The sequence below is a fragment of the Agromyces sp. NPDC056965 genome, from assembly GCF_042673425.1.
In the GTDB taxonomy this organism is placed as follows: Bacteria; Actinomycetota; Actinomycetes; order Actinomycetales; family Microbacteriaceae; genus Agromyces.
Window position 1 is genome coordinate 1 of record NZ_JBHURI010000072.1, and the last position, 21,996, is coordinate 21,996.

21 protein-coding genes are annotated in these 21,996 nt (G+C 71.0%); 17 read left to right on the forward strand and 4 right to left on the reverse strand.

Annotated elements, in window-relative coordinates; all coding sequences use genetic code 11:
* The first annotated feature begins 106 nt into the window (after window positions 1–106).
* Window positions 107–586, forward strand: coding sequence for a 30S ribosome-binding factor RbfA (rbfA, locus tag ACFTQE_RS15995; protein WP_376926002.1), 480 nt, complete (start codon window positions 107–109; stop codon window positions 584–586).
* Here the strand turns inward: rbfA and ACFTQE_RS16000 are convergent, their stop codons facing one another.
* Window positions 587–1,477 (reverse strand): A/G-specific adenine glycosylase, encoded by an 891-nt coding sequence (locus tag ACFTQE_RS16000; RefSeq protein ID WP_376926003.1) that lies wholly within the window; start codon window positions 1,475–1,477, stop codon window positions 587–589.
* A gap of 47 nt (window positions 1,478–1,524) precedes the next feature.
* On the opposite strand from ACFTQE_RS16000, the gene ACFTQE_RS16005 reads away from it, so the two are divergent.
* Window positions 1,525–2,127: a hypothetical protein gene (locus tag ACFTQE_RS16005; RefSeq protein WP_376926004.1), complete on the forward strand. Its 603-nt coding sequence runs from the start codon at window positions 1,525–1,527 to the stop codon at window positions 2,125–2,127.
* 273 nt (window positions 2,128–2,400) lie between these two features.
* Window positions 2,401–4,806 carry a hypothetical protein gene (locus ACFTQE_RS16010; protein WP_376926005.1) on the forward strand — a complete coding sequence of 802 codons (2,406 nt, stop codon included), beginning with the start codon at window positions 2,401–2,403 and terminating at the stop codon, window positions 4,804–4,806.
* Window positions 4,807–4,890: 84 nt separating this feature from the next.
* On the opposite strand, the gene ACFTQE_RS16015 is transcribed toward ACFTQE_RS16010, so the two are convergent.
* Window positions 4,891–5,886 carry a ketopantoate reductase family protein gene (locus tag ACFTQE_RS16015; protein WP_376926006.1) on the reverse strand — a complete coding sequence of 332 codons (996 nt, stop codon included), beginning with the start codon at window positions 5,884–5,886 and terminating at the stop codon, window positions 4,891–4,893.
* 58 nt (window positions 5,887–5,944) lie between these two features.
* On the opposite strand from ACFTQE_RS16015, the gene truB reads away from it, so the two are divergent.
* From truB to ACFTQE_RS16080, 13 genes are all read left to right on the forward strand, one after another.
* Complete coding sequence (gene truB / locus ACFTQE_RS16020) at window positions 5,945–6,892, forward strand: tRNA pseudouridine(55) synthase TruB (protein ID WP_376926007.1); 948 nt, start codon at window positions 5,945–5,947, stop codon at window positions 6,890–6,892.
* A complete protein-coding gene (locus ACFTQE_RS16025; RefSeq protein ID WP_376926008.1) occupies window positions 6,889–7,257 on the forward strand; it encodes a hypothetical protein in 369 nt (122 codons plus the stop codon). Before truB ends, ACFTQE_RS16025 begins: the two co-directional genes overlap by 4 nt.
* A 74-nt stretch (window positions 7,258–7,331) precedes the next feature.
* Window positions 7,332–7,727 (forward strand): hypothetical protein, encoded by a 396-nt coding sequence (locus ACFTQE_RS16030; protein ID WP_376926009.1) that lies wholly within the window; start codon window positions 7,332–7,334, stop codon window positions 7,725–7,727.
* Window positions 7,724–8,656: a bifunctional riboflavin kinase/FAD synthetase gene (locus tag ACFTQE_RS16035; RefSeq protein WP_376926010.1), complete on the forward strand. Its 933-nt coding sequence runs from the start codon at window positions 7,724–7,726 to the stop codon at window positions 8,654–8,656. The genes ACFTQE_RS16030 and ACFTQE_RS16035 overlap by 4 nt, the downstream gene beginning before the upstream one ends.
* Before the next feature lie 32 nt (window positions 8,657–8,688).
* A complete protein-coding gene (locus ACFTQE_RS16040) occupies window positions 8,689–9,909 on the forward strand; it encodes an MFS transporter (protein ID WP_376926011.1) in 1,221 nt (406 codons plus the stop codon).
* Between the two features lie 171 nt (window positions 9,910–10,080).
* Window positions 10,081–11,025: a sugar-binding transcriptional regulator gene (locus ACFTQE_RS16045; RefSeq protein ID WP_376926012.1), complete on the forward strand. Its 945-nt coding sequence runs from the start codon at window positions 10,081–10,083 to the stop codon at window positions 11,023–11,025.
* A 43-nt stretch (window positions 11,026–11,068) separates the two neighbouring features.
* A complete protein-coding gene (gene deoC / locus ACFTQE_RS16050; RefSeq protein ID WP_376926013.1) occupies window positions 11,069–12,076 on the forward strand; it encodes a deoxyribose-phosphate aldolase in 1,008 nt (335 codons plus the stop codon).
* 10 nt (window positions 12,077–12,086) lie between these two features.
* Window positions 12,087–13,673, forward strand: coding sequence for an aldehyde dehydrogenase family protein (locus ACFTQE_RS16055; RefSeq protein WP_376926014.1), 1,587 nt, complete (start codon window positions 12,087–12,089; stop codon window positions 13,671–13,673).
* Entirely contained in the window at window positions 13,670–14,530 is an 861-nt protein-coding gene (locus tag ACFTQE_RS16060; RefSeq protein WP_376926015.1) for an aldehyde dehydrogenase family protein, read from the forward strand. Before ACFTQE_RS16055 ends, ACFTQE_RS16060 begins: the two co-directional genes overlap by 4 nt.
* 7 nt (window positions 14,531–14,537) lie before the next feature.
* Window positions 14,538–14,777, forward strand: coding sequence for a hypothetical protein (locus ACFTQE_RS16065; RefSeq protein ID WP_376926016.1), 240 nt, complete (start codon window positions 14,538–14,540; stop codon window positions 14,775–14,777).
* A 29-nt stretch (window positions 14,778–14,806) separates the two neighbouring features.
* Window positions 14,807–16,288: an SDR family oxidoreductase gene (locus ACFTQE_RS16070; protein WP_376926017.1), complete on the forward strand. Its 1,482-nt coding sequence runs from the start codon at window positions 14,807–14,809 to the stop codon at window positions 16,286–16,288.
* Between the two features lie 148 nt (window positions 16,289–16,436).
* A complete protein-coding gene (locus ACFTQE_RS16075; RefSeq protein ID WP_376926018.1) occupies window positions 16,437–17,597 on the forward strand; it encodes a N(5)-(carboxyethyl)ornithine synthase in 1,161 nt (386 codons plus the stop codon).
* A gap of 112 nt (window positions 17,598–17,709) precedes the next feature.
* Window positions 17,710–18,705, forward strand: a complete 996-nt coding sequence (locus tag ACFTQE_RS16080) for a glycerophosphodiester phosphodiesterase (RefSeq protein ID WP_376926019.1) — start codon at window positions 17,710–17,712, stop codon at window positions 18,703–18,705.
* Window positions 18,706–18,715: 10 nt separating this feature from the next.
* Here ACFTQE_RS16080 and ACFTQE_RS16085 read toward each other — a convergent pair whose 3' ends face one another.
* Together ACFTQE_RS16085 and ACFTQE_RS16090 are read right to left on the reverse strand one after the other, a co-directional pair.
* Entirely contained in the window at window positions 18,716–19,267 is a 552-nt protein-coding gene (locus ACFTQE_RS16085) for an O-acetyl-ADP-ribose deacetylase (RefSeq protein WP_376926020.1), read from the reverse strand.
* 8 nt (window positions 19,268–19,275) lie between these two features.
* Complete coding sequence (locus ACFTQE_RS16090) at window positions 19,276–19,554, reverse strand: metal-sensitive transcriptional regulator (protein ID WP_179549725.1); 279 nt, start codon at window positions 19,552–19,554, stop codon at window positions 19,276–19,278.
* A gap of 78 nt (window positions 19,555–19,632) precedes the next feature.
* On the opposite strand from ACFTQE_RS16090, the gene ACFTQE_RS16095 reads away from it, so the two are divergent.
* The gene (locus ACFTQE_RS16095; RefSeq protein WP_376926021.1) at window positions 19,633–21,954 is read left to right on the forward strand and encodes a heavy metal translocating P-type ATPase; all 2,322 of its coding nucleotides are present in this window, start codon (window positions 19,633–19,635) and stop codon (window positions 21,952–21,954) included.
* Window positions 21,955–21,996 lie beyond the last annotated feature (42 nt).

A 21,996-nucleotide genomic window follows, 5' to 3' on the forward strand; every position in this document is an offset into this window, starting at 1 on the left:
GCTCTCTTCCTGAGTGAAGAGAGCGGGACCCCTTCCCCGATTCACTCGGCAAGAGAGCGGGACCCCTCCGGCGCAGGTCGGAGCGGGGCGAGAGAAGGGTAAGGACATGGCGGATCCGGCACGGGCCAGGAAGATGGCCGATCGCATCAAGGAGATCGTGGCCAAGCGGCTCGACAAGGGGCTGCGCGACCCGCGGCTCGGGTTCGTCACCATCACCGACGTTCGCGTCACGGGCGACCTGCAGCACGCGAGCATCTTCTACACGGTGTACGGCACCGACGAAGAGCGCGAAGACTCGGCCAAGGCGTTGAAGGCCGCGACGGGCATGCTCCGCAGCGAGGTGGGTCGCAACATCACGGCGCGACTGACCCCGACGCTCGAGTTCATCGCCGACGCGATCCCCGAGAACGCCGAGCACATCAGCGCGCTCCTCCGCGAGGCGCAGACGCGCGACGCCGAGACGGCGTCGCTCGCCGCGACGGCCGAGTACGCCGGCGAGGCCGACCCGTACGTCAAGCCGCGCGAGTTCGACGAAGACGACGACTTCGGCGTCGCCGAAGGCGACGAAGCGGATGCCGCGCGCTGATCACCCCTCGGGCAGGCGGTAGCCCTCGGCGTCCGAGACGGCGAGGCCGTCGGCGACGAGCGTCGTGAGCGCGCGGTCGAGCTGAGCGGCGTCGGCCCAGACGGGCTCGAGCTCGCCTCGCCCGACTGGGCGGTGCGCCGCCCTCAGCTCCCGCATGACGAGTCCGCGCACCTGGCGGTCGGAGCCTTCGAAGCGCGCCTGCCCGGCCTTCCGTGGCCCGGTGTACGCGGGATACCCGTCGGCTCGCCACGCGCAGGCGCCGGCGATCGGGCACGAGCCGCACTCGGGCGCGCGTGCGGTGCAGATCGTCGCGCCGAGCTCCATGGCGCCGGCGTTGAACCGGCGCGCTGCGTCGTCGTCGCGGGGGAGCAGCGCCGCCATCGCGGCGAGATCACGTGCCGTCGACGGCGGCCCCGGTTCCGCCTGCCCGGCGACCGAGCGCGCGATGACCCGGCGGGTGTTCGTGTCGACGACCGGCACGCGCAGGCCGAAGGCGAAGGCGGCGATGGCACGCGCCGTGTACGGCCCGATGCCCTGCAGCGCGAGCAGGGCGTCGAGGTCGGCGGGCACCTCGCCGCCGTGGCGCTCGACGATCTCGACCGCGGCGCGATGGAGCCAGAGGGCCCGCCGTGGATAGCCCAGTCGATCCCACGCGCGAACCGCCTCGGACGGCGGCTCGGCGGCGAGTGCAGCCGGGGTCGGCCACCGCTCGATCCACGCCTCCCATTTCGGCACGACCCGCGCGACCTGCGTCTGCTGCAGCATGAACTCGCTCACGAGCACAGCCCAGGGCGAGACGTCGGCGGCGCGCCACGGCAGCGGGCGCGCGGCATCCGCGAACCATGCGACGACGGCGGGGGCGATCGTGTCGACGTCGGGCGTTCGAGGCATCCGTCCAGCCTACGGCGAGGCGGATGCCGCGGAGCTAGGCTCATCGCATGAGGCTCGTCACCACGCCCCGGGTCACCTTCCTGCGCTCGATCGCCGACGAGGTGCTGCAGCATCACGGCCGCGGCCGCATGATCGTCGCGATCGACGGACCGCTGCAGAGCGGCAAGACCGAGCTCGCCGACGATCTCGCGGCAGTGCTCGAAGAGCGCGATCATTCGGTGTTCCGCGCGAGCATGGAGGGCTTCCACCGTTCGAGGGAGGCGCAGGCGGCGTTCGGCGCCGACACCCCCGATCGGTACTACCGCTACGGCTTCGACGAGTCGGCGCTGCGCCGCGTGCTCGTCGAGCCGTTCCGCCTCAGCGGATCCACCGCGTTCGTCACCCGGGTCTGGGACCCGACTCGAGACGCCTGGGTCGAGCCGAAGTGGATCACGGGGCCCGAGGACGCCATCCTCGTGCTCGACGGTCGCTTCGTGCTGCGTCCGCGGCTCGCCGGGCTCTGGGACGTGCGGATCGCCCTCGACGGCGACCCGGTCGACCCCGCCGACCGGATCGCCTACGCCGAGAGCGACCCGCGCCTCGAGGCATCCGTCGTCATCGACAACAGCGACCCCGAGCACCCGCGTCGGCGCTTCTTCGACAGCTGCTGACGGGCCTCGCCGCAACGGCTCGTCGCCGTCGTGTCCCCCATTCGGGAGGTATTTCGTACCCCGATGAGGAAAAGGGGTGACGTGTCCCCGTTTCTGAGGACATAATGGGGGACACAGCCAAGCCCCCCGGCTACGCGAACCCGAATCACCACCCGAACCACCCGACGCAGTCGACGAGCGCCCCAACGCTCGTCGACATCGCTGTGCGCCCTGAGCGCCGCCGTCACCTCGGATTCGACCACCCTGCCGGGCCGACCGATGGAGACACCCCGAATGAGCAAGCCCGGCGCCGCTCTGGCGCACGCCGACGGCGATGCCCGCACTCGCGTGCGATGGTCGTCAAGAGCCCCATTCCGCCGCATCGCGGCGATCCTCACCTCACTCGCGCTCGGTGCTGGAATCGCCCTCGTCGGCGTCGCGGCACCCGCGAGCGCCCACACCGGCGACCTCAAGGCCACTGCCGTCTGCAACACCGAGACCGGCATGTACGACGTGACGTACACGTTGACCCTCTCGAACGTGCCGAGCGGCAAGACGGGCACCACGATGTGGCGCGTCGGCTCCACGAAATTCGACGGGACGCCTTCGAGCGCCAAGGGCATGGATCGCGGCCCGATCACGACGACCGGCAACAAGACCATCACGCTCGGCACCGAGCAGCTGGCCGGCGACACGAAGAGCTTCGGGCCGTGGGTCTACGCGTTCACGACGTGGAACGGGGCGACGAAGGGATCCGACGGGCAGCTCAAGCAGAAGCTCGCGGGAGACTGCGGCGAATCGCCGTCGGCCAAGAAGCTCACGATCTGTCACGCGACCGAGAGCGATGTGAAGAACCCGTACAACCGCATCACGATCGCAGTCTCGGCCGTCGTGAACGGCCACCTCAAGCACCAGTGGGGCGAGGACATCATTCCGGCGTTCTCCTACAAGGGCAAGCAGTATGCCGCACAGGGCGACCAGAGCCTGTTGCAGTACGAGGACTGCGTGAAGCCGCCGACGAAGATCGCCGTGCCCGCTGAACCGCAGAAGACCGACAAGTGCGGCGTCGACGACGACCGCATCATCCAGCCCGCTGCGACCACCGGTGTCGTCTGGACGATCGGCAAGGTCGACAACAACGCTGCGACCGCGACGGCCAAGACCCTGCCGGGCTTCGTCTTCGACAACGGCAAGACCGAGCAGAGCTGGAAGTTCACGTTCACGAACGATCCCTGCCCTGTCGTGGTCACCGTGCCCGCGAAGCCGGCGAAGGTCGATGAATGCGGTGTCGCACTCGACGCCGTCATCGAGCCGAAGTCCGTCGAAGGCGTCAGCTGGGTGATCAGCCCGATCGCCGGCGGCAAGGCCACTGCCACCGCGACCACGAAGGCGGGCTTCGTCTTCGCCGACGGAACGACCACGAAGACCTGGAACTTCGAGTTCGACACCGAGCCGTGCGTTCTCCCCGCGCCGCTCGAACCGAAGTTCATCGAGCAGTGCGGGCTCACCGGTGACGCTCTGGAGCTCCCGGCCGCTGTCGACCACGTGAGCTGGAACGTCGTCGGCGACCCGAAGGCCGGCGGTCTGGTGACCGTGACCGCAGTCGCGGCCGTGGGCTACGCCTTCCCGGCCGGCGCGGTGACGTCGTTCATGCACACCTTCACCGACGAGCCGTGCCCGCCGACGATCATCACCTTCGAGGGCGTGCCCACGAAGAAGGATGTCTGCGGTGCGGACGACGACCTCGTCGTGCTTCCCCCTGCGGTCGAGCACATGTCGTGGCAGGTGAGCGGCGACCCGACGAAGGGCGGGCTCGTCACCGTGACCGCAGTCGCCGAGAAGGGATACGCCTTCGGCAAGGACGTGCAGACGGTCTTCCCGATGACGTTCGACAGCACTCCGTGCCCGACCGAGGTGCCGGTGCCGGCCGTGCCGAACGCGATCGACAAGTGCGGCCTGGCGGACGACATGGTCGACCTGCCCAAGAACACCGATCAGGTGCACTGGAGCTTTACCGGTACTCCCGCCGACGGCCCCGTCATCGTCACGGCCACGGCACAGGACGGGTTCGACTTCCCTGGTGACGTGAAGGAGATCACCTTCGAGTACGAGTTCGATGACACCGAGTGCATCGCGCCGACACTGGAGGGGTCGTTCGCCACCGGCATCTGCGACGCCGACTCCCCGTGGATCGATTTCAAGGTCAAGCTGATCGACCCCGACGAGCAGGCGACGAGCCACACGGCCTCGCTCGTCATGACCGACGGCACCAACACCGAGACGATCAAGCTCGGCGACCTCAAGGCCGACGGCACGCTCACCGGCAAGGTGCTGTGGCCCGGTGCTTCGGTCGATGCCGACGGCAAGGCCAACGGATGGCCCGGCTGGGCGCTCGTCGGCAACAAGTGGATCGAGGTCGACGACAACTTCGCCTGGACCCGTGGTGACATCACGGCGACGCTCGAAGTGAACCCCGAGCTCGACGTCGCGATCGCCTACCCGCCGGCCTCGCCGAACTGCGCCCTCGGCCCGAAGGTCACGCCTCCGGGCGGCGAAGGCGGCACCCCCGCCGCGTCGAACGGCACGGGACTCGCCAGCACCGGTTTCGCCGGTACGTCGATCGCGATCGTCGCGGGCATCATCGTGATCGCCGGACTCGCGTTCCTCGTGGTGGCTCGAATCCGCCGCAAGCGCGCGTAGCGTTCGCTGAAGCCGACTGAGGGGGCCCGGTTCGCCGGGCCCCCTTCGTCGTCTCATCGATGCGGCGGGCGCCGCGGCATCCGATCAGGTGGGAACGTCGGCGAGCACGCGCTCGACCGGCAGGGAGGAGCCGCGCTCCTCGACCTCGTGCACGAGCGCGGTGAGCGCCCGGTTCACGGGGGCGTCGAGGCCGACGGCGGATGCCTCGCGCACGACCGCGCCGTTGAGGTAGTCGACCTCGGTCGGTTGGCCGCGGCGAATGCTCTGCTGCGTCGATCCGAGGTTCGGCACGCCGCCCATGCGCACGCGCATCGACCACGGCAGCAGCTGCCCGATCGCGAGCGGCAGACGCGCGAAGAGCCGGAGGCGGCGGTCGCCGAGCCCCTGCAGGGAGCCGAACCGCACGCCCTGTGCGACGCCGACGCGCACGGTCTCCCGCATCGAGGCGGCGACCACGCGCCGAAGGCGTCGATCGTCGACGACGTCCTGCACGCTGCGCCCGACGATCGCAGGCACGGCGTTCAGCATGTTGACGACGAGCTTCGTCCACTGCGCACCGCGGAACCCGTGGATCGCGACGACCGGAACGGCCGCCGAGAGCACGGCGGCGATGCGCGTGCACTCGGCGTCGGCCGGTCCGTCGCCGCGGCCGAGGTAGCTCGTCGCGGGCGTCGTGACGCGCACGACGCCGGGTTCGGTGTAGTTGGCGGCGATGATCGAGAGCAGCCCCATGCACGAGGCGCGGGGGAGCAGCCGTGCGGCGGTCGCGACGCCGTCGAGGCCGTTCTGCACGACCACGACCGGCACGTCGCCGATGAGATCGGCGTTCGAGGCGATGGCGGAGGCCGCGTCCTGGGCCTTGGTGCAGACGAGCACGAGTTCGGGCGGGGTCGTGAGCCGTTCGCCGGCCGTCACGTCGGCCCGCACCTCGCCGTAGGCGCCGCTCAGGGCGATGCCCGACTCGCGGATCGCCGCGAGGCCCGCGCCGCGCGCCGTGACCTCCACGTCGTGCCCGGCCTTCGAGAGCAGTGCCGCGAACGTGCCGCCGAGCGCGCCTGCGCCGATGATGCCGATCCTCACCGCTCCAGCGTAGGCGTGCGGCGCGGGCGGGCGGCGCACGGCTGTTAGCCTGTACCGCGTGAACAGCGGCATCCTCCTCGTCGACAAGCCGCAGGGAATCACGAGCCACGACGTGGTCTCGCGCATGCGCCGCCTTGCCGGCACGCGAAAGATCGGCCACGCGGGCACCCTCGACCCGATGGCCACGGGCCTCCTCGTCCTGGGCGTGAACGGCGCGACGCGCCTCCTGCACTACCTCGTCGGTCTCGACAAGGAGTACCTCGCCACCATCCGCCTCGGCTGGAACACGACGACCGACGACGCGGAGGGCGAAGCGCTCGAAGCGGCTCCCGCATCCGTCGTCGCCGCCGTCACGGAAGCCGCCGTCGTGGCGGCGATCGCGCCGCTCACGGGGGAGATCGAACAGGTGCCGAGCGCGGTCAGCGCCATCAAGGTCGCCGGCAAGCGCGCGTACCAGCGGGTGCGCGACGGCGAGACCGTCGAGCTCGCATCGCGCCGCGTCACCGTCTCGGCGTTCGAGCCGCTCGCGTTCCGCGTCGGCGACGGCCACCTCGACGTCGACGTCCGCGTCGAATGCTCGTCGGGCACGTACATCCGCGCACTCGCGAGAGATCTCGGCGCGGCACTCGGCACGGGCGGTCACCTGACGGCGCTGCGGCGCACGCGCATCGGGCGATTCGGCGTCGACGAGGCCGGCGAGCTCGAGGGATTCGACGTCGCGAGCGCCATCATGAGCCCAGCGGATGCCGCGCGGCGGGCGCTCCCGATCGTGACCCTCACGGCCCAGCAGGCCGTCGACCTGGGCCACGGCAAGCGCGTCGACGTCGAGGCGGTGGCCGGCCTCGAGGCATCCGACGCCCCGCTGCCCTCGGTCCTCGCCGCCGTCGACCTCGACGATCACCTGGTCGCCATCGTCGAGCCGCGCGGGCGGCAGCTGAAGGTCGTCACCGGATTCCCGCCCGCCGAGTCGCAGGGGTCGGCCGAGTCGCAGGAGCCCGAAGCATGATCGAGTGGTTCACCTGGGTGCAGCTCGCGGTGGCGGTCGTCGCCGGACTGCTCTGCATCGCGTTGGGGCTCGCCGGCCGCGTGCCGAGCGACCTCACCATCGGCGCGCTCGGCATCGTCGAGGTGCTGCTCCTCGTGCAGGTCGTCGTGGCGTTCGTCGCCCCGTCGCTCGGCAACGAGCCGACGGGCAGCGTGCTCGAGTTCGGCACGTACCTCGTCGGGGCGCTCATCCTGCCGCCGGCTGCGGCCTTCTGGGCGCTCCTCGAACGCAATCGCTGGTCGACGGTCATCCTCGGCGTCGCCGCCCTCTCGGTGGGCGTGATGGTCTACCGCATGTTCCAGATCTGGACGGTGCAGCAGGCGTGAGCGGCGGTCTGAGAGAATCGATCGACATGAGTGACGTGCGCAGTGCCCGACCGGAGGCACGAGAAGGTCGACGGATGAGCGGCATCGGGCGGGTGCTCGTGGCGGTCTACGGGGTGCTCGCGCTCGCGGCGACCGGTCGTTCGTTCGTGCAGATCGCATCCAAGTTCGACGAGGCGCCGCTCGCCTACACGCTCTCGGCGCTCGCGGCCGTCGTCTACATCGTCGCGACGATCGCGCTGGTCCGGCCCGGCATCGCCTGGTACCGCGTGGCGTGGGCGACGATCGTGTTCGAGTTCACGGGCGTGATCGTGATCGGCACCTTCAGCATCGTCTTCCCCGAGCTCTTCCCGCATGACACCGTGTGGTCGCGGTTCGGTGCCGGCTACCTGTTCATCCCGCTCGTGCTGCCGGTGCTCGGCATGTGGTGGCTCGCGCGCCACCGTCCGATCTCGGGAGCGGATGCCTCGTGAAGACCTTCAAGGGACTCGGCGCCGTGCCGTCGGGCATCGGCCCGTCGGTCGTGACGATCGGCAAGTTCGACGGAGTGCACCAGGGCCACCGAGCGGTCATCGCACGCGCGCGCGCCATCGCCGAGGAGCGCGAGCTCGCGACGATCGTCGTCACGTTCGACCGCAACCCGTTGGCCCTGCTGGCCCCCGACAAGTGCCCCGACTCGCTCGTGAGCGTGCGGCAGAAGCTCGAGCTGCTCGCCACGACGGGCGTCGACGCGACACTGCTGCTGCCGTTCGACCGGGCGCTCGCCTCGGTGCCGGCCACCGAGTTCGTCGAGCGCGTGCTGGTCGATGCGCTCGATGCCAAGGCCGTGCTCGTCGGCGCCGACTTCCGCTACGGCGCCCGCGGGGCCGGTGACGTGCCGCTGCTCGTCGAACTCGGTGCGAAGTTCGGGTTCACGGTGGATGTCGTCGACGACGTTCGGCCGGAGGGGGAGCGGCGGGTCTCCTCGACGTGGATCCGCGAGCTCCTCGCCGACGGCGACGTGCGACAGGCGACCGAGCTGCTCGGCCACACGCCGACCGTGACGGGCATCGTCGTGCACGGAGCGGCCAGAGGACGCGAGCTGGGCTACCCGACGGCGAACCTCTCGCCCGAGTCCGAAGGGCTCATCCCGGCCGACGGCGTGTACGCCGGCTGGCTCACCGACGCCGGCACTCGGTACCCGGCCGCGATCTCGGTCGGCGACAACCCGACCTTCCAGGGCGTCGCGAAGAAGCAGGTCGAGGCGTACGTGCTCGACCGCGAACTCGACCTCTACGACCACGTCGTCGACGTCGAGTTCGTCGAGCGCATCCGGGGCATGGTGGCGTTCACGAGCATCGAGGCGCTCGTCGACACGATCCGCGACGACGTCGAGCGCTCGCGCGTCATCCTCGCCGGCTGAGCGCGAACGGCTCCGCCCGTAGACTCGAGGGGATGACCTCGCTCCCGCCCCGACCGCTCTGGGCGGGTCGGTCCCTCGCCCTCGTGGGCATCGTGCTCGTGGCGTTCAACCTCCGCACGGCGGTGGCCTCGCTCTCGCCGATCCTCGGCCAGCTCGAGGCCGAAGTGCCGCTCGCGCCGGCGGTCGTGGGCTTCCTCGGTATGCTGCCGCCGCTCTGCTACGCGCTCTTCGGCATCCTGACGCCGATGGTCGCGAAGCGCCTCGGGCTCGAGGTGACGCTCATCATCGCGCTCGTGGCGCTCTCGCTCGGACTCGCCGGTCGCGGCCTCGTGGGTTCGGCGCTCTGGCTCGTGGTCGCCTCGGCCGTGACCTTCGCGGCGATCGGCGTCGGAAACGTGCTGCTGCCGCCCCTCGTGAAGCGGTACTTCCCCGATCGCATCGGCCTCGTCACGACGATCTACGTGACCGCGATGTCGATCAGCACCTTCACGCCGCCGCTCATCGCCGTGCCGGTGGCGGACGCGGCGGGCTGGCGCGTCTCGCTCGGCGAGTGGGCCCTGGTCGCGGCGATCTCGCTCGTGCCGTGGATCGCGATGCTCGTGCATCCGAGGGCCCGTGCGGTCGAGGCGCTGCCCGAAGAGGCCGACCCCGGCCTGCTCCGGTACGCGGTGCGCTCGCCGCTCGCGTGGTCGCTCACGATCGTGTTCGCCGTCTCGGGCTTCAACGCCTATGCGGCCTTCGCGTGGCTGCCGACCATCCTGCACGACATCGCGGGCGTCTCTCCCGCCGAGGCGGGCGCGCTGCTCTCGCTCTACGCCGCCATGGGACTGCCGGCCGGGCTGCTCGTGCCGCTCCTCGCCTCCCGGTACGGCAAGGTCGGGCTGCTCGTCACGATCGCGGTCGCGACCTTCGTGGTCGGCTACCTCGGGCTGCTGCTGGTGCCGGGCTCCGCGACGTGGCTGTGGGTCGCGCTCGCGGGCATCGGCCCGCTGCTGTTCCCGCTCGCCCTGGTGCTCATCAACCTGCGCACCCGCACCCATGCCGGTGCGGTTGCGCTCTCGGGCTTCGTGCAGTCGGGCGGGTACCTCATCGTCGCCGTCGGGCCGCTCGTGGTCGGGCTCCTGCACGAGGCGACCGGCGGGTGGACGTGGCCGATCCTGTTCCTGCTCGCCTCGGCTGTGCCGGCGGCGATCGCCGGTGCGGTCGTCGCCCGCCCCCGCTACCTCGAGGACGAGCACTCGCTCGTTCGCTGACCGGCGGCTCGTCGGCGCGGGCCCGGCTCGTCCTCCGCGCGCGGAGCATGCGTGCGCGGTGCTGCGAGCGCGCGCGGCATCCGTCGGTGGTGTGCTCATGTGAGCACGATTGCCCGCGAGTGTTGCTGATGCGCATCCACGTGCCTACGCTGGAGTGGAACGAGGAGGCGCATGGACGAGATCGACGAACTGCTCTCGATCAGGGCTGCTGAGCTCTACTACGAGGAGAACAAGACCCAAGACGAGATCGGGCAGGCACTGCGCCTCACCCGGTGGAAGGTCGGGCGGCTCCTCGCGCAGGCGAAGCAGCGCGGGTTCATCCGCATCGAGATCCTGCACCCTCGTGCAAGGCGACTGCCGATCGAGCGGCGACTGCGCGACGAGCGCGGACTCGCCGATGCGATCGTCGTCTCGACGGCCGGCGTGACGTCGCCCGAAGAACTGCAGGCGCGCACCGCCCAGGCGGCGGCCGACTACCTCACCGCCCTGCGTCCGGTACCGCGCACGCTCGGCGTGAGCTGGGGCCGCACGCTCTTCGAGATCTCCCAGCACCTGCGCCAGGGCTGGGCCACGGGCGTCAACGTCGTGCAGATCAACGGCGGGGTCAGCCTCAACCGGCGGCCCGGCACCGCTGCGGCGACCGCCGTCGGCATCGCCCAGAAGGGCGGCGGCAGCGCGACCCTGCTGCCGAGTCCCGCGATCCTCGAACGGCTCGAGACGAAAGAGGCGATCGAGTCCGATCGCGTCGTCGCGGGCGTCATCGACCTCGCGCGCTCGGCCGACGCCTACCTCTTCAGCGCCGGTGCAGCCGACCACTCCTCGGTGCACGTCGAGAGCGGGTACCTCTCGGTGCCCGACGTCGACCTGCTCGTGCAGAAGGGCGCGGTCGGCGACGTCGTCGGTCGGTACATCGACTCCGACGGCAACATCGTCGACCCCGCGCTCGACGCGCGCACCGTCGGCCTCACCCTCGACGAGCTGCGCCGCGCGCAGCTCGCGATCGCCGTCGTCTCGGGGCCGGGCAAGCACGCCGTCGCCGACGCGGTCGTGCGCAGCCGGCTCTGCTCGGTGCTCGTCACCGACGAAGCCACCGCCCTCCACCTCCTCGACGGCTGACGCCGCCGTCTCCGCACCACTCACGAAAGCCAGGTCTCCTCTCATGACAGGCACCTCCCTCGTCTCAGCCCGCGAGCGGGCCATCGCCGTGCTCGGCGGTGAGCCCGACGATGCGACCCTGCGGCGCTACCTCCACGGCATCCCGGGCGTCGACGCCGTCGGACTCGAGCAGCGCGCTGCCGGGCTCGGCACCCGCTCGATCAAGACGAGCTCCAAGAAGTGGGCGCTCGACCGCATCATCGAGCTCATCGACCTCACGACGCTCGAGGGCGCCGACACCCCCGGAAAGGTGCGCTCCCTCGTCGCGAAGGCGCTGAACCCCGACCCGTCGGATGCGACGACGCCGCGCGTCGCCGCCGTCTGCGTCTACGGCGACATGGTGCCGTTCGCCGTCGAGGCCCTGGGCGGCGCCCACGGAGACCCCGACGACGGGCTCATCTCCGTCGCCGCGGTCGCGACGGCGTTCCCGAGCGGCCGCGCCTCGCTCGACATCAAGCTCGCCGACACGGCGGAGGCGGTTGCGGCCGGCGCCGACGAGATCGACATGGTCATCGATCGCGGTGCCTTCCTCGCCGGTCGATACGGCCTCGTCTTCGACCAGATCGCCGCTGTGAAGGCGGCCTGCGCCCGGCCCGACGGCACGAGCGCGAGCCTCAAGGTGATCCTCGAGACCGGCGAACTCGTCACCTACGACAACGTGCGCCGCGCATCGTGGCTCTCGATCCTCGCGGGCGGCGACTTCATCAAGACCTCGACCGGCAAGGTGGCCCCCGCGGCGACGCTGCCCGTCACCCTCCTCATGCTCGAGGTCGTGCGCGACTGGCATCTGGCCACGGGCCAGCGCATCGGCGTGAAGCCGGCCGGCGGCATCCGCTCGTCGAAGGACGCCATCAAGTACCTCGTGACGGTCGCCGAGACCGTCGGTGAAGACTGGCTGCAGCCGCACCTCTTCCGCTTCGGCGCCTCGAGCCTCCTGAACGACGTGCTGCTGCAGCGGCAGAAGATCGCGACCGGGCACTACTCCGGCGCCGACTACGTGACGATCGACTGAGACGGAAATCATGAGCTTCCTCGACTACGCACCCGCACCCGAGTCGCGCGCGATCCTCTCGCTCCGCGACAGCTACGGCCTCTTCATCGACGGCGAGTTCGTCGACGGCCGCGGCGAGCCCTTCCAGACCATCAGCCCCGCGACCGAAGAGCGCATCGCGATGATCGCGAACGCGAACGCCGCCGACGTCGATGCCGCAGTGGCGGCCGCACGACGCGCCTACGACCGCACCTGGTCGAAGATGAGCGGTCGCGACCGCGGCAAGTACCTCTTCCGCATCGCCCGCCTCGTGCAGGAGCGCGCCCGCGAGCTCGCCGTCGCCGAGTCGCTCGACAACGGCAAGCCCATCAAGGAGTCGCGCGACGTCGACGTGCCCCTCGTCGCCGCCTGGTTCTTCTACTACGCCGGCTGGGCCGACAAGCTCGATCACGCCGGCCTCGGCGCGAACCCGCGCTCGCTCGGCGTCGCCGCGCAGGTGATCCCGTGGAACTTCCCGCTCCTCATGCTCGCGTGGAAGATCGCCCCGGCGCTCGCCGCCGGCAACACCGTCGTGCTGAAGCCCGCTGAGACGACCCCGCTCACGGCCCTCATCTTCGCCGAGATCCTGCAGCAGGCCGAGCTGCCGCCCGGCGTCGTGAACATCATCACGGGCGCGGGCGACACCGGCGCGGCACTCGTCTCGCACGAGGGCGTCGACAAGGTCGCCTTCACTGGATCGACCGGCGTGGGCCGTGCGATCGCCAAGCAGGTCGCCGGCACCGACAAGAAGGTGACGCTCGAGCTCGGCGGCAAGGCCGCGAACATCGTCTTCGACGACGCGCCGATCGACCAGGCCATCGAGGGCATCGTCAACGGGATCTTCTTCAACCAGGGGCACGTCTGCTGCGCCGGTTCGCGACTGCTCGTGCAGGAGAACGTCCACGACGAGGTCGTCGAGCGACTGAAGCTGCGGCTCTCGACCCTGCGCCTCGGCGACCCGCTCGACAAGAACACCGACATCGGCGCGATCAACTCGAAGGAGCAGCTCGAGCGCATCCGCACCCTCTCCGACATCGGAGTGGCCGAGGGCGCCGAACGCTGGACCGCGCCGTGCGACATCCCCGAGAACGGCTTCTGGTTCGCACCGACGATCTTCACCGGCGTGCAGACCTCGAGTCGCATCGCCCGCGAGGAGATCTTCGGCCCCGTGCTGTCGGTGCTGACGTTCCGCACCCCGGCCGAGGCCATCGCGAAGGCCAACAACACCCCCTACGGGCTCTCGGCGGGCATCTGGACCGACAAGGGCAGCCGCATCCTCGCGGTCGCCGACCAGCTGCGCGCCGGCGTGATCTGGGCGAACACCTTCAACCGCTTCGACCCCGCGTCGCCCTTCGGCGGCTACAAGGAGTCGGGCTACGGCCGCGAGGGCGGCCGCCACGGTCTGGGCGCCTACCTCGCACCCGCCCCGATCGGGCAGTCGGTGACCGGCCGCGCCGCGATCGCGGGCACGGCATCGTCGGCGGCCATCGAAGCGGATGCCTCGGCGCCCGCCAAGCGCTCGCGCGCGGCCAAGCCCGCCCGAATGTCCAAGACCGCCACGAAGGGATCGAAGCGATGAGCCGCCTCGCCGTGCCGAAGACGTACAAGCTCTACATCGGCGGCGCCTTCCCCCGCAGCGAGTCGGGCCGCACCTACGAGGTGCTCGCCGCCGACGGCTCGTTCCTCGCGAACGCCGCGCTGGCCTCCCGCAAGGACGCCCGCGACGCGGTCGTCGCCGCACGCGGCGCCGTCTCGGGCTGGTCGGGCGCCACCGCGTACAACCGCGGTCAGGTGCTCTACCGCATCGCCGAACTCCTCGAGGGGCGTCGGGCGCAGTTCGTCGCCGAGATCGAGGAGGCCGAGGGGGTCACGCGCGCCGCGGCATCCGCTCAGGTCGACGAGGCGATCGACCGCTGGGTCTGGTACGCGGGCTGGGCCGACAAGTTCGCCCAGGTCGTCGGCAACGCCAACCCCGTCGCCGGGCCGTACTTCAACATCTCCGTGCCCGAGCCCACCGGCGTCGTGGCGATCGTCGTGCCGCAGGACTCGTCGCTGCTCGGCTTCGTCTCCGCGATCGCGCCCGCGCTCGTCGCGGGCAACTCGGTCGTCGCGGTCGCGAGCGAGCGGTTCCCGCTCTCGGCGATCAGCCTCTCCGAGGTGCTCGCGACGAGCGACGTGCCGAAGGGCGTCGTCAACGTGCTCACCGGTTCGCCCGCCGAGATCGCGCCGTGGCTCGCGAGCCACGCCGACGTCAACGCGCTCGACCTCGTGGGCGCCGGTGCGCTCGACTGGGTCTCGCTCGAGATCGACGCGGCCGACACGCTGAAGCGGGTGCTGCGACCGGAGTCGGGCGCGGATGCCGCGGCGCCGGCGCTCGGGCGCATCGCCGCGTTCACCGAGACCAAGACGGTCTGGCACACGAAGAGCCTGCGATAGGAGCGAGATGTCCGGACGCAACGGCGCGTCAGACGAGCGGGGCCGGCTCGCGACCGACCCCTTCGAGTACCGCATCACGAAGCAGGGCGGGGTGATCGTCTCGCGGGGAGGCCAGCCGGTGATGACCGTCGGCGGGCGGGATGCCGCACGCCTCGTGGCGTCGCTGCAGCGCGCCGACGACGCGCACGCGCAACACCTGCTGGCCCGGGCGAGCGGCAACTATCGTCGAGGCAACGAACGCTCGTAGTCCCGTTCGTCGGCCTGGGGAGGTGGCGTGTGCGTGTGCTCGTGACCGGGGCGACCGGATACATCGGCGGACGACTGGTGCCGAGGCTCATGGCCGCGGGTCACGAGGTCCGCGTGCTCGCCCGTCGGCCCGAGCGCCTGCGCGACGTGCCCTGGCGCGGTGACGTCGACGTCGTCGCGGGTGATCTCGTCGATCGGGAGTCCGTCGACGCCGCGATGACGGGTGTCGACGTCGTCTACTACCTGGTGCACTCGATGGGCGGCCGCGACGACTTCGAGGCGACCGAGCAGCGCATCGCCGAGAACGTCGCGAGAGCTGCCCGCGAGCACGGAGTGTCCCGGCTGGTGTACCTCGGCGGCCTGCACCCCGACGGCGAGCGCCTGTCGCGGCACCTGCGCTCGCGCACGCAGGTCGGCGAGATCCTGCTCGCCTCCGGTGTGCCCACGATCGTGTTGCAGGCGGGGGTGATCATCGGGTCGGGGTCGACGTCGTTCGAGATGATCCGCCACCTCACCGAGGTGCTCCCGTACATGCCCGCACCGCGCTGGGTGCGCAGCTTCATCCAGCCCATCGCGGTCCGCGACGTGCTCTACTACCTGGTCGCCGCGGCCGAGGTGCCGCTTCCGGTGAGCCGTTCCCTCGACATCGGCGGCCCCGACATCCTCCGTTACGGGCAGCTCATGAACGGCTACGCGGTCGAGGCCGGGTTGCCGCAACGACCGATCGCAGCCCTCCCCGTGCTGACGCCGTGGCTCGCGGGGCAATGGGTCAACCTCGTGACACCGATCCCGCGTCGCATCGCCGTGCCGATCATCGAGTCGCTCCAGTTCGACTGCGTGATGGGCGATCACGACATCGACGACGTGATTCCGCCGCCCGCGGAGGGGCTGCTGCCCTACCGGGTCGCGGTGCGGTTGGCGCTCGAGCGCGAGCGGGCCGGCGAGGTCGAGACGAGCTGGCGCAACGCCGAGGTCGCCGGCGCGCCGAGCGACCCGTTGCCGAGCGATCCCGACTGGGCCGGGCACACGGTCTACCTGGATGAACGGGAGCGTCGCACCTCGGCGGCCGCCCAGGAGCTCTGGCGCGTCGTCGAAGGCGTCGGCGGCGAGAACGGCTGGTACTCCTTCCCGCTCGCCTGGGCCGCACGCGGGTGGATCGACAAGCTGACCGGCGGCGTCGGCCTTCGACGAGGGCGGCGCGACCCCGAGACGCTGCACGTGGGCGACGCCGTCGACTTCTGGCGCGTCGAGGCCATCGACCGCGGGAGCTTCCTTCGTCTCCGCGCCGAGATGCGGGTGCCGGGGCGGGCGTGGTTGGAGCTCGCCGTGCGGCCGTCGGAGGGCGGTGCCGAGTACCGCCAACGAGCGATCTTCTTCCCCAAGGGGCTCTCGGGCCGCCTCTACTGGTGGGCGATCCTCCCGTTCCACGGCATCATCTTCGCGGGCATGGCGAACCGGATCACGGCCGAGGCCGAGGCGCTGCGCGGCGACGATCCCGACGCAGCACGCTGACGGCGCCGGCGGCGGCAGCGACGGCATGGCGTAGCCTCAGGACAGGCCGTCGATCGCACGGCCGGTGATTCGACGGCGACCAGTTCCTCGCGGATTCCTCTGAGAGAATCCGTCGCGCACGCACCGGCGGGAGACAGGACGTCCCGAAATGGCCAGCACGACCGCTCAACTCCTCGTTCTCGGGGTGCTCGCGCATTCGCGCAAGCCCGACGAGAAGCGGCTGCCGCTGCATCCGTCGCATCTGGAACGCATCGATCCCGATCTTCGGGAGCGCATGATCCTCGAGCGCGGCTACGGTGAGCGCTTCGGGATCTCCGATGCCCAGCTCCAGCCGCTCGTCGGAGCGCTCGGCACCCGCGAGGAGGTCATCGCGCGGAGCGACGTGGTGCTGCTGCCGAAACCGCAGTCCGCCGACCTCGAAGAGCTCCGCGACGGCCAGGTGCTGTGGGGCTGGCCGCATTGCGTGCAGGACCGCGAGCTGACCCAGCTCGCCATCGACAAGCGACTCACCCTCATCGCCTGGGAGGCGATGAACCACTGGACCGCCGGCGGGGGCTTCGGCCTGCACGTGTTCCACAAGAACAACGAACTCGCCGGGTACTGCTCGGTGCTGCACGCCCTGCAGCTGTGCGGGTCGACGGGCGACTACGGGCGACGCCTGAGCGCGGTCGTCATCGGCTTCGGGGCGACCGCGCGAGGCGCAGTGACGGCGTTGAACGCCCACGGCATACACGACGTCCGAGTGCTCACCAACCGCGACACCGCCGCGGTGAGCTCGCCGATCCCATCGGTCGACATCATCCAGTTCGAGCACAATCCGGAGGCGCCCTACGAGAGCACGGTCAACACCGACGACGGGCCGGTCGCGCTGGCGCCGTTCCTCGCCGAGCGGGACATCGTGGTGAACTGCACACTCCAGGACCCGAATTCGCCGCTGACCTACCTGCGCACCGAGGACCTCGGGCACTTCCGGCCGGGCAGCCTCATCGTCGACGTGTCGGTCGACGCCGGAATGGGTTTCAGCTGGGCTCGCCCGACCTCGTTCGAGGACCCGATGTTCACCGTGGGGGAGTCGACGAACTACTACGCCGTCGACCACAGTCCGTCCTACCTCTGGAACTCCGCCACGTGGGAGATCAGCGAGGCCCTGATGCCGTTCCTGCGTTCGGTCATGGAAGGACCTGAGGCGTGGGCGGCGTCGGAGACGATCGATCGCGCCACCGAGATCGCCGGCGGCCGGATCCGCAACCCGGCCGTCCTCGAGTTCCAGCGTCGATCGGCCGAGTACCCGCACGCCTCCCTCCGATGACGCGGACGCCGCGGATGACCCACGAATGGGAGATAACGAAACGGTAACGGTGTTGCTAGAGTGACCTGCACCGATCGCGCAATGGCGCGCGACGGTGGAAAGGCCCGAACCCGTGTTCCACCCCCTCGACACGGTCGCCTCGGCGACCCGGCGTCGTCGGCCCGCCCGAGCCGCCCGTGCCACCCGAACGCCCGAACCCGCCGCCGGCGCCGCCCGCCGCCCGCACCCGTTGACCCCGCCGCCGCGCGGGGTGCGGATCACGCTCGCGACCCTCGCCGTCGGGGTGCTGGCCGGCGTGCTGCTCTTCGCGCAAGTGCCCCCGACCGTCTACGCCATCGACGTCTTCGGAGCGCTCCGCGAACCGGGGGAGCCCGCCTTCACGGTCGGCCATCGCGGTGACCGCGCAGCGGCTCCCGAGAACACGATGCCCTCGCTCGAGCGCGCGATGGACGAACTCGCGTTCGTCGAGACCGACGTGCAGCTCACGAGCGACGGGGTGCCCGTGCTGTTCCACGACACGACGCTCGAGCGCATCACGGGTGACACCCGTTCGATCGGCGAGCTCGATGCCGCCGCCGTCGGCCGACTCGATGCCGGTGCCTGGTACGGCGAGGAGTTCGCGGGGACGCGCATCCCGACGCTCGACGCCTTCCTCGAGGCGCTCGCGGATCGCAGCGATGCGCGGGCGCTCATCGAGCTGAAGGCCGACTGGCGCGCCGAGGGCATTCGCGCGGTGACGGGGCTCATCGAGCAGCACGGGCTCCGCGGCCGGGTCGTGCTCCAGAGCTTCAGCCTCGAGACGCTCTTCGCCCTGCAGCGCGTCGCACCGACGATTCCCCGCATCATGCTCGCCCGGGAACTTCCCGCGAACCCCGTGCCCATGGCCGAACGACTCGGGGTCATCGGGATCGGCACCACCGCGGCATCCGTCACCGCCCAGCCCGGCGCGCTCGTCGCCCTGCACGACGCCGGCATCGCCGTGCTCTGCTACACCCTGAACAGCCATGAGCACTGGGAGGAGGTGAGCGCCCTCGGCGTCGACGGCATCATCACCGACGAGCCGAGCGAGCTCGACGACTGGCTGGCGGTCACCGCGCCGGGCACCTGAGCGGCGGGACTCAGTCGGGGGTTCCCGCGGCGATGCCGAGTGCCGCCGCCGCGTCGGCGAAGACGTCGTGCATGGCGGGGGAGAAGAGCACGAATCGGATGAGCTCGGGCGAGGTCGCTTCGGCCGCCGTCGAGAGGGCCACGCGCGCGGCATCCGGAGCCGGCCAGCCGTACACCCCGGCCGAGACGGCGGGGAGGGCGACGGATGCCGCTCCGAGCGACTCGGCGAGGCCGAGCGAGTTGCGGTAGGCGGCGGCGAGCAGCAGGCGCCGGGCGTCGGCTTCAGGGCCGGGCCCGCCCGGCCACACGGGCCCCACGGTGTGGATGACCCAGCGTGCGGGAAGCCGGCCCGCGGTCGTCGCGACGGCCTCGCCCGTCGGGAGCCCGTCGGGCAGGGTGATGGCACGAAGACGACGGCACTCCGCGAGGATCTCGGGCCCGCCGGCCGCGTGGATCGCTCCGTCGACGCCCCCGCCGCCGAGCAGCGAGGAGTTGGCCGCGTTCACGACGGCATCGACGTGCTGCACGGTGATATCTCCCGTGACCAGCTCGATGCGCGGCATCCGCTCGCCTACCCCCGGTTGTTGGAGAGCTCGAAGATGCGCACGAGCTCGGCCACGGCGGCCTCGCGCTGCTCGCCGCCGGCGTCGTACATCTCGGTCACGTGCGTGCGCAGGTGATTCTCGACGAGGAGCTTGTTGAGGGAGCCGAGCGACTTCTGCACGGCGAGCGAGAGCGTGATGATGTCGACGCAGTAGTCGTCGTTGTCGATCATCTTCTCGATGCCGCGCAATTGGCCCTCGATGATCTTCGTGCGGTGCAGTGCGCGCTTCTTGATGTCCTCGATCACCTGAACAGGATACCCCGTTTGCGCCAGATACCCCAGGGGGGTACTGTTGGGACTCGGCGATCAACCAAGGAGAGATGGATGACACTGCAGCAGGAGACCCGCACGATCGACCTCGGCATCGAGGGCATGACGTGTGCGAGCTGCGTCTCGAGGGTCGAGAAACGCCTCGGGAGACTCGAGGGCGTCGAGGCCGAGGTGAACCTCGCGACCGAGAAGGCACGCGTGTCGTTCCCGTCCACCACGTCGATCGACGAGCTCGTCGAAGCGGTGCGGGCCGCCGGCTACACCGCGCACGTCCCCGAGGCGCCGGTCGGCCACGGACTCGGAGACGCGGGCGCCGACGTCGAGACCGACGCGCACGTCGCACCCGACGCGCACGTCGCACCCGATCGAAGACCCGACGTCCGCTCCGCCGCGGCATCCGACCCGCTCATGACCCGGCTCGTGATCTCGGCCGCACTCACCGTGCCGGTCGTCGTGATCGCCATGGTGCCGGTGCTGCAGTTCACCTACTGGCAGTGGTTCTCGCTCGTGCTCGCGGCACCGGTCGTGGTCTGGGGCGGCTGGCCGTTCCACCGCGCAGCGGCGGTGAACCTGCGCCACGGCTCGCTCACGATGGACACGCTCGTCTCGCTCGGCACGCTCACCGCGTTCGCCTGGTCGCTGTGGGCGCTCTTCTTCGGGCACGCGGGCATGCCGGGCATGACCCACGAGTGGACCTTCGGCGTGCGGGGCACGCCCGGCGGCGACATCTACCTCGAGGTCGCCGCAGGGGTCATCACGATCCTGCTGCTCGGGCGCGTGCTCGAGCAGCGTTCGAAGCGTCGTGCGGGCCAGTCGTTGCGGACGCTCCTCGAACTCGCGCCGCGCGAGGTCTCGGTGCTTCGCGGCGACGGCGCGGAGGAACGCGAGGAGCGGGTGCGCATCGAGACCCTCCGCCCCGGCGACCGGTTCGTCGTGCGCCCGGGTGAGCGCGTCGCCGCTGACGGGATCGTCGTGCGCGGCGAGGCCGGCGTCGACGAGAGCATGCTGACCGGCGAGCCGGCACCCGTCGACGTGGCGCCCGGAACCGCGGTGACTGCGGCGACCATCGTGCACGGCGGGAGCCTCGTGGTCGCGGCCGAGCGTGTCGGGGCCGACACCCGACTCGCGCAGATCGCGCGTCTCGTGGAGGACGCGCAGCTCGGCAAGTCGCGAGCGCAACGCCTCGCCGACCGCATCTCGGCGGTGTTCGTGCCGATCGTCATCGCGCTCGCCGTGGGGACCGCGATCGTCTGGGTCGCCACGGGCAGCCCCGTCGAGCAGGCCATCACCGCGGCGGTCGCCGTGCTCGTCATCGCCTGCCCCTGTGCACTCGGCCTCGCGACGCCGATGGCGATCCTCGTCGGCACGGGGCGGGGCGCCGAACGCGGCATCCTCATCACGGGGCCCGACGCGCTCGACCGCGCCGGCGACGTCGACACCATCCTGCTCGACAAGACGGGCACGCTGACCACCGGTCGCATGAGCCTCACCGGCGTCACGACCGCCGACGGTTCCGGCGCCGACAGTGTCGGCGGCGGTGCGGCGCTCGACATCGCAGCGGCGCTCGAGCGCGGCTCCGAGCACCCGGTCGCGCGGGCGATCGTCGATGGGGCGGATGCCTCGGCGTCGGAGTGGCGCAGCGTGCACGTGAGCGGATTCCGCGCCCACGCCGGCCTCGGCGTGACGGGCGTCGTCGACGGCGTTCCCGCCGCGGCAGGCCGACCGGCCTTCCTCGTCGAGCTCGGCTACCGCATGCCCGCGACCCTCGAGGCACGCGCCGCCGCCTCCGACCACACGCTCGTCGCCGTCGGAACGGGCGGCGAGGTCGAGGCGCTCATCGAGGTCGGCGACCGGGTACGGGACGGCGCTCGCGGGGCGGTCGACCGGCTGCGCGGTCTCGGCCTCCGCCCGGCGCTCGTGACCGGCGACGCCGAGCGCCCGGCGGCGCGCGTCGCCGCCGAACTCGGCATCGACGAGGTGCACGCGGGGGTGAGCCCAGAGGGCAAGCTCGAGATCGTGCGCCGCGAGCAGGCCGACGGGCACAGGGTCGCGATGGTCGGCGACGGCGTGAACGATGCCGCGGCACTCGCAGCGGCCGACCTCGGCATCGCGATGGGCGGGGGCACGGATGCCGCGGCCTCGGCGAGCGACCTCGCACTCACGCGCGACGAGCCGGGGGCGATCGCCGACGCGATCTCGCTCGCGCGGTCGACGCTCCGCACGATCAAGGGCAACCTGTTCTGGGCCTTCGCCTACAACGTCGCGGCGATCCCGCTCGCCGCGGCGGGCTTCCTGAACCCGATGATCGCGGGCGCGGCGATGGCGTTCTCGAGCGTGTTCGTCGTGCTGAACAGCCTCCGGCTGCGCCGGGCGTGAGGTGGTCGCGTGGGCCCCGATCGGCGATCGCCGGTCGGGGCC

Coding starts and splice junctions, on each gene's coding strand:
- rbfA (WP_376926002.1), top strand. CDS start 107: ATGGCGGATCCGGCACGGGCCAGGAAGATGGCCGATCGCATCAAGGAG.
- ACFTQE_RS16000 (WP_376926003.1), bottom strand. CDS start 1,477: ATGCCTCGAACGCCCGACGTCGACACGATCGCCCCCGCCGTCGTCGCA.
- ACFTQE_RS16005 (WP_376926004.1), top strand. CDS start 1,525: ATGAGGCTCGTCACCACGCCCCGGGTCACCTTCCTGCGCTCGATCGCC.
- ACFTQE_RS16010 (WP_376926005.1), top strand. CDS start 2,401: ATGAGCAAGCCCGGCGCCGCTCTGGCGCACGCCGACGGCGATGCCCGC.
- ACFTQE_RS16025 (WP_376926008.1), top strand. CDS start 6,889: ATGATCGAGTGGTTCACCTGGGTGCAGCTCGCGGTGGCGGTCGTCGCC.
- ACFTQE_RS16030 (WP_376926009.1), top strand. CDS start 7,332: ATGAGCGGCATCGGGCGGGTGCTCGTGGCGGTCTACGGGGTGCTCGCG.
- ACFTQE_RS16040 (WP_376926011.1), top strand. CDS start 8,689: ATGACCTCGCTCCCGCCCCGACCGCTCTGGGCGGGTCGGTCCCTCGCC.
- ACFTQE_RS16045 (WP_376926012.1), top strand. CDS start 10,081: ATGGACGAGATCGACGAACTGCTCTCGATCAGGGCTGCTGAGCTCTAC.
- deoC (WP_376926013.1), top strand. CDS start 11,069: ATGACAGGCACCTCCCTCGTCTCAGCCCGCGAGCGGGCCATCGCCGTG.
- ACFTQE_RS16055 (WP_376926014.1), top strand. CDS start 12,087: ATGAGCTTCCTCGACTACGCACCCGCACCCGAGTCGCGCGCGATCCTC.
- ACFTQE_RS16060 (WP_376926015.1), top strand. CDS start 13,670: ATGAGCCGCCTCGCCGTGCCGAAGACGTACAAGCTCTACATCGGCGGC.
- ACFTQE_RS16065 (WP_376926016.1), top strand. CDS start 14,538: ATGTCCGGACGCAACGGCGCGTCAGACGAGCGGGGCCGGCTCGCGACC.
- ACFTQE_RS16075 (WP_376926018.1), top strand. CDS start 16,437: ATGGCCAGCACGACCGCTCAACTCCTCGTTCTCGGGGTGCTCGCGCAT.
- ACFTQE_RS16085 (WP_376926020.1), bottom strand. CDS start 19,267: ATGCCGCGCATCGAGCTGGTCACGGGAGATATCACCGTGCAGCACGTC.
- ACFTQE_RS16095 (WP_376926021.1), top strand. CDS start 19,633: ATGACACTGCAGCAGGAGACCCGCACGATCGACCTCGGCATCGAGGGC.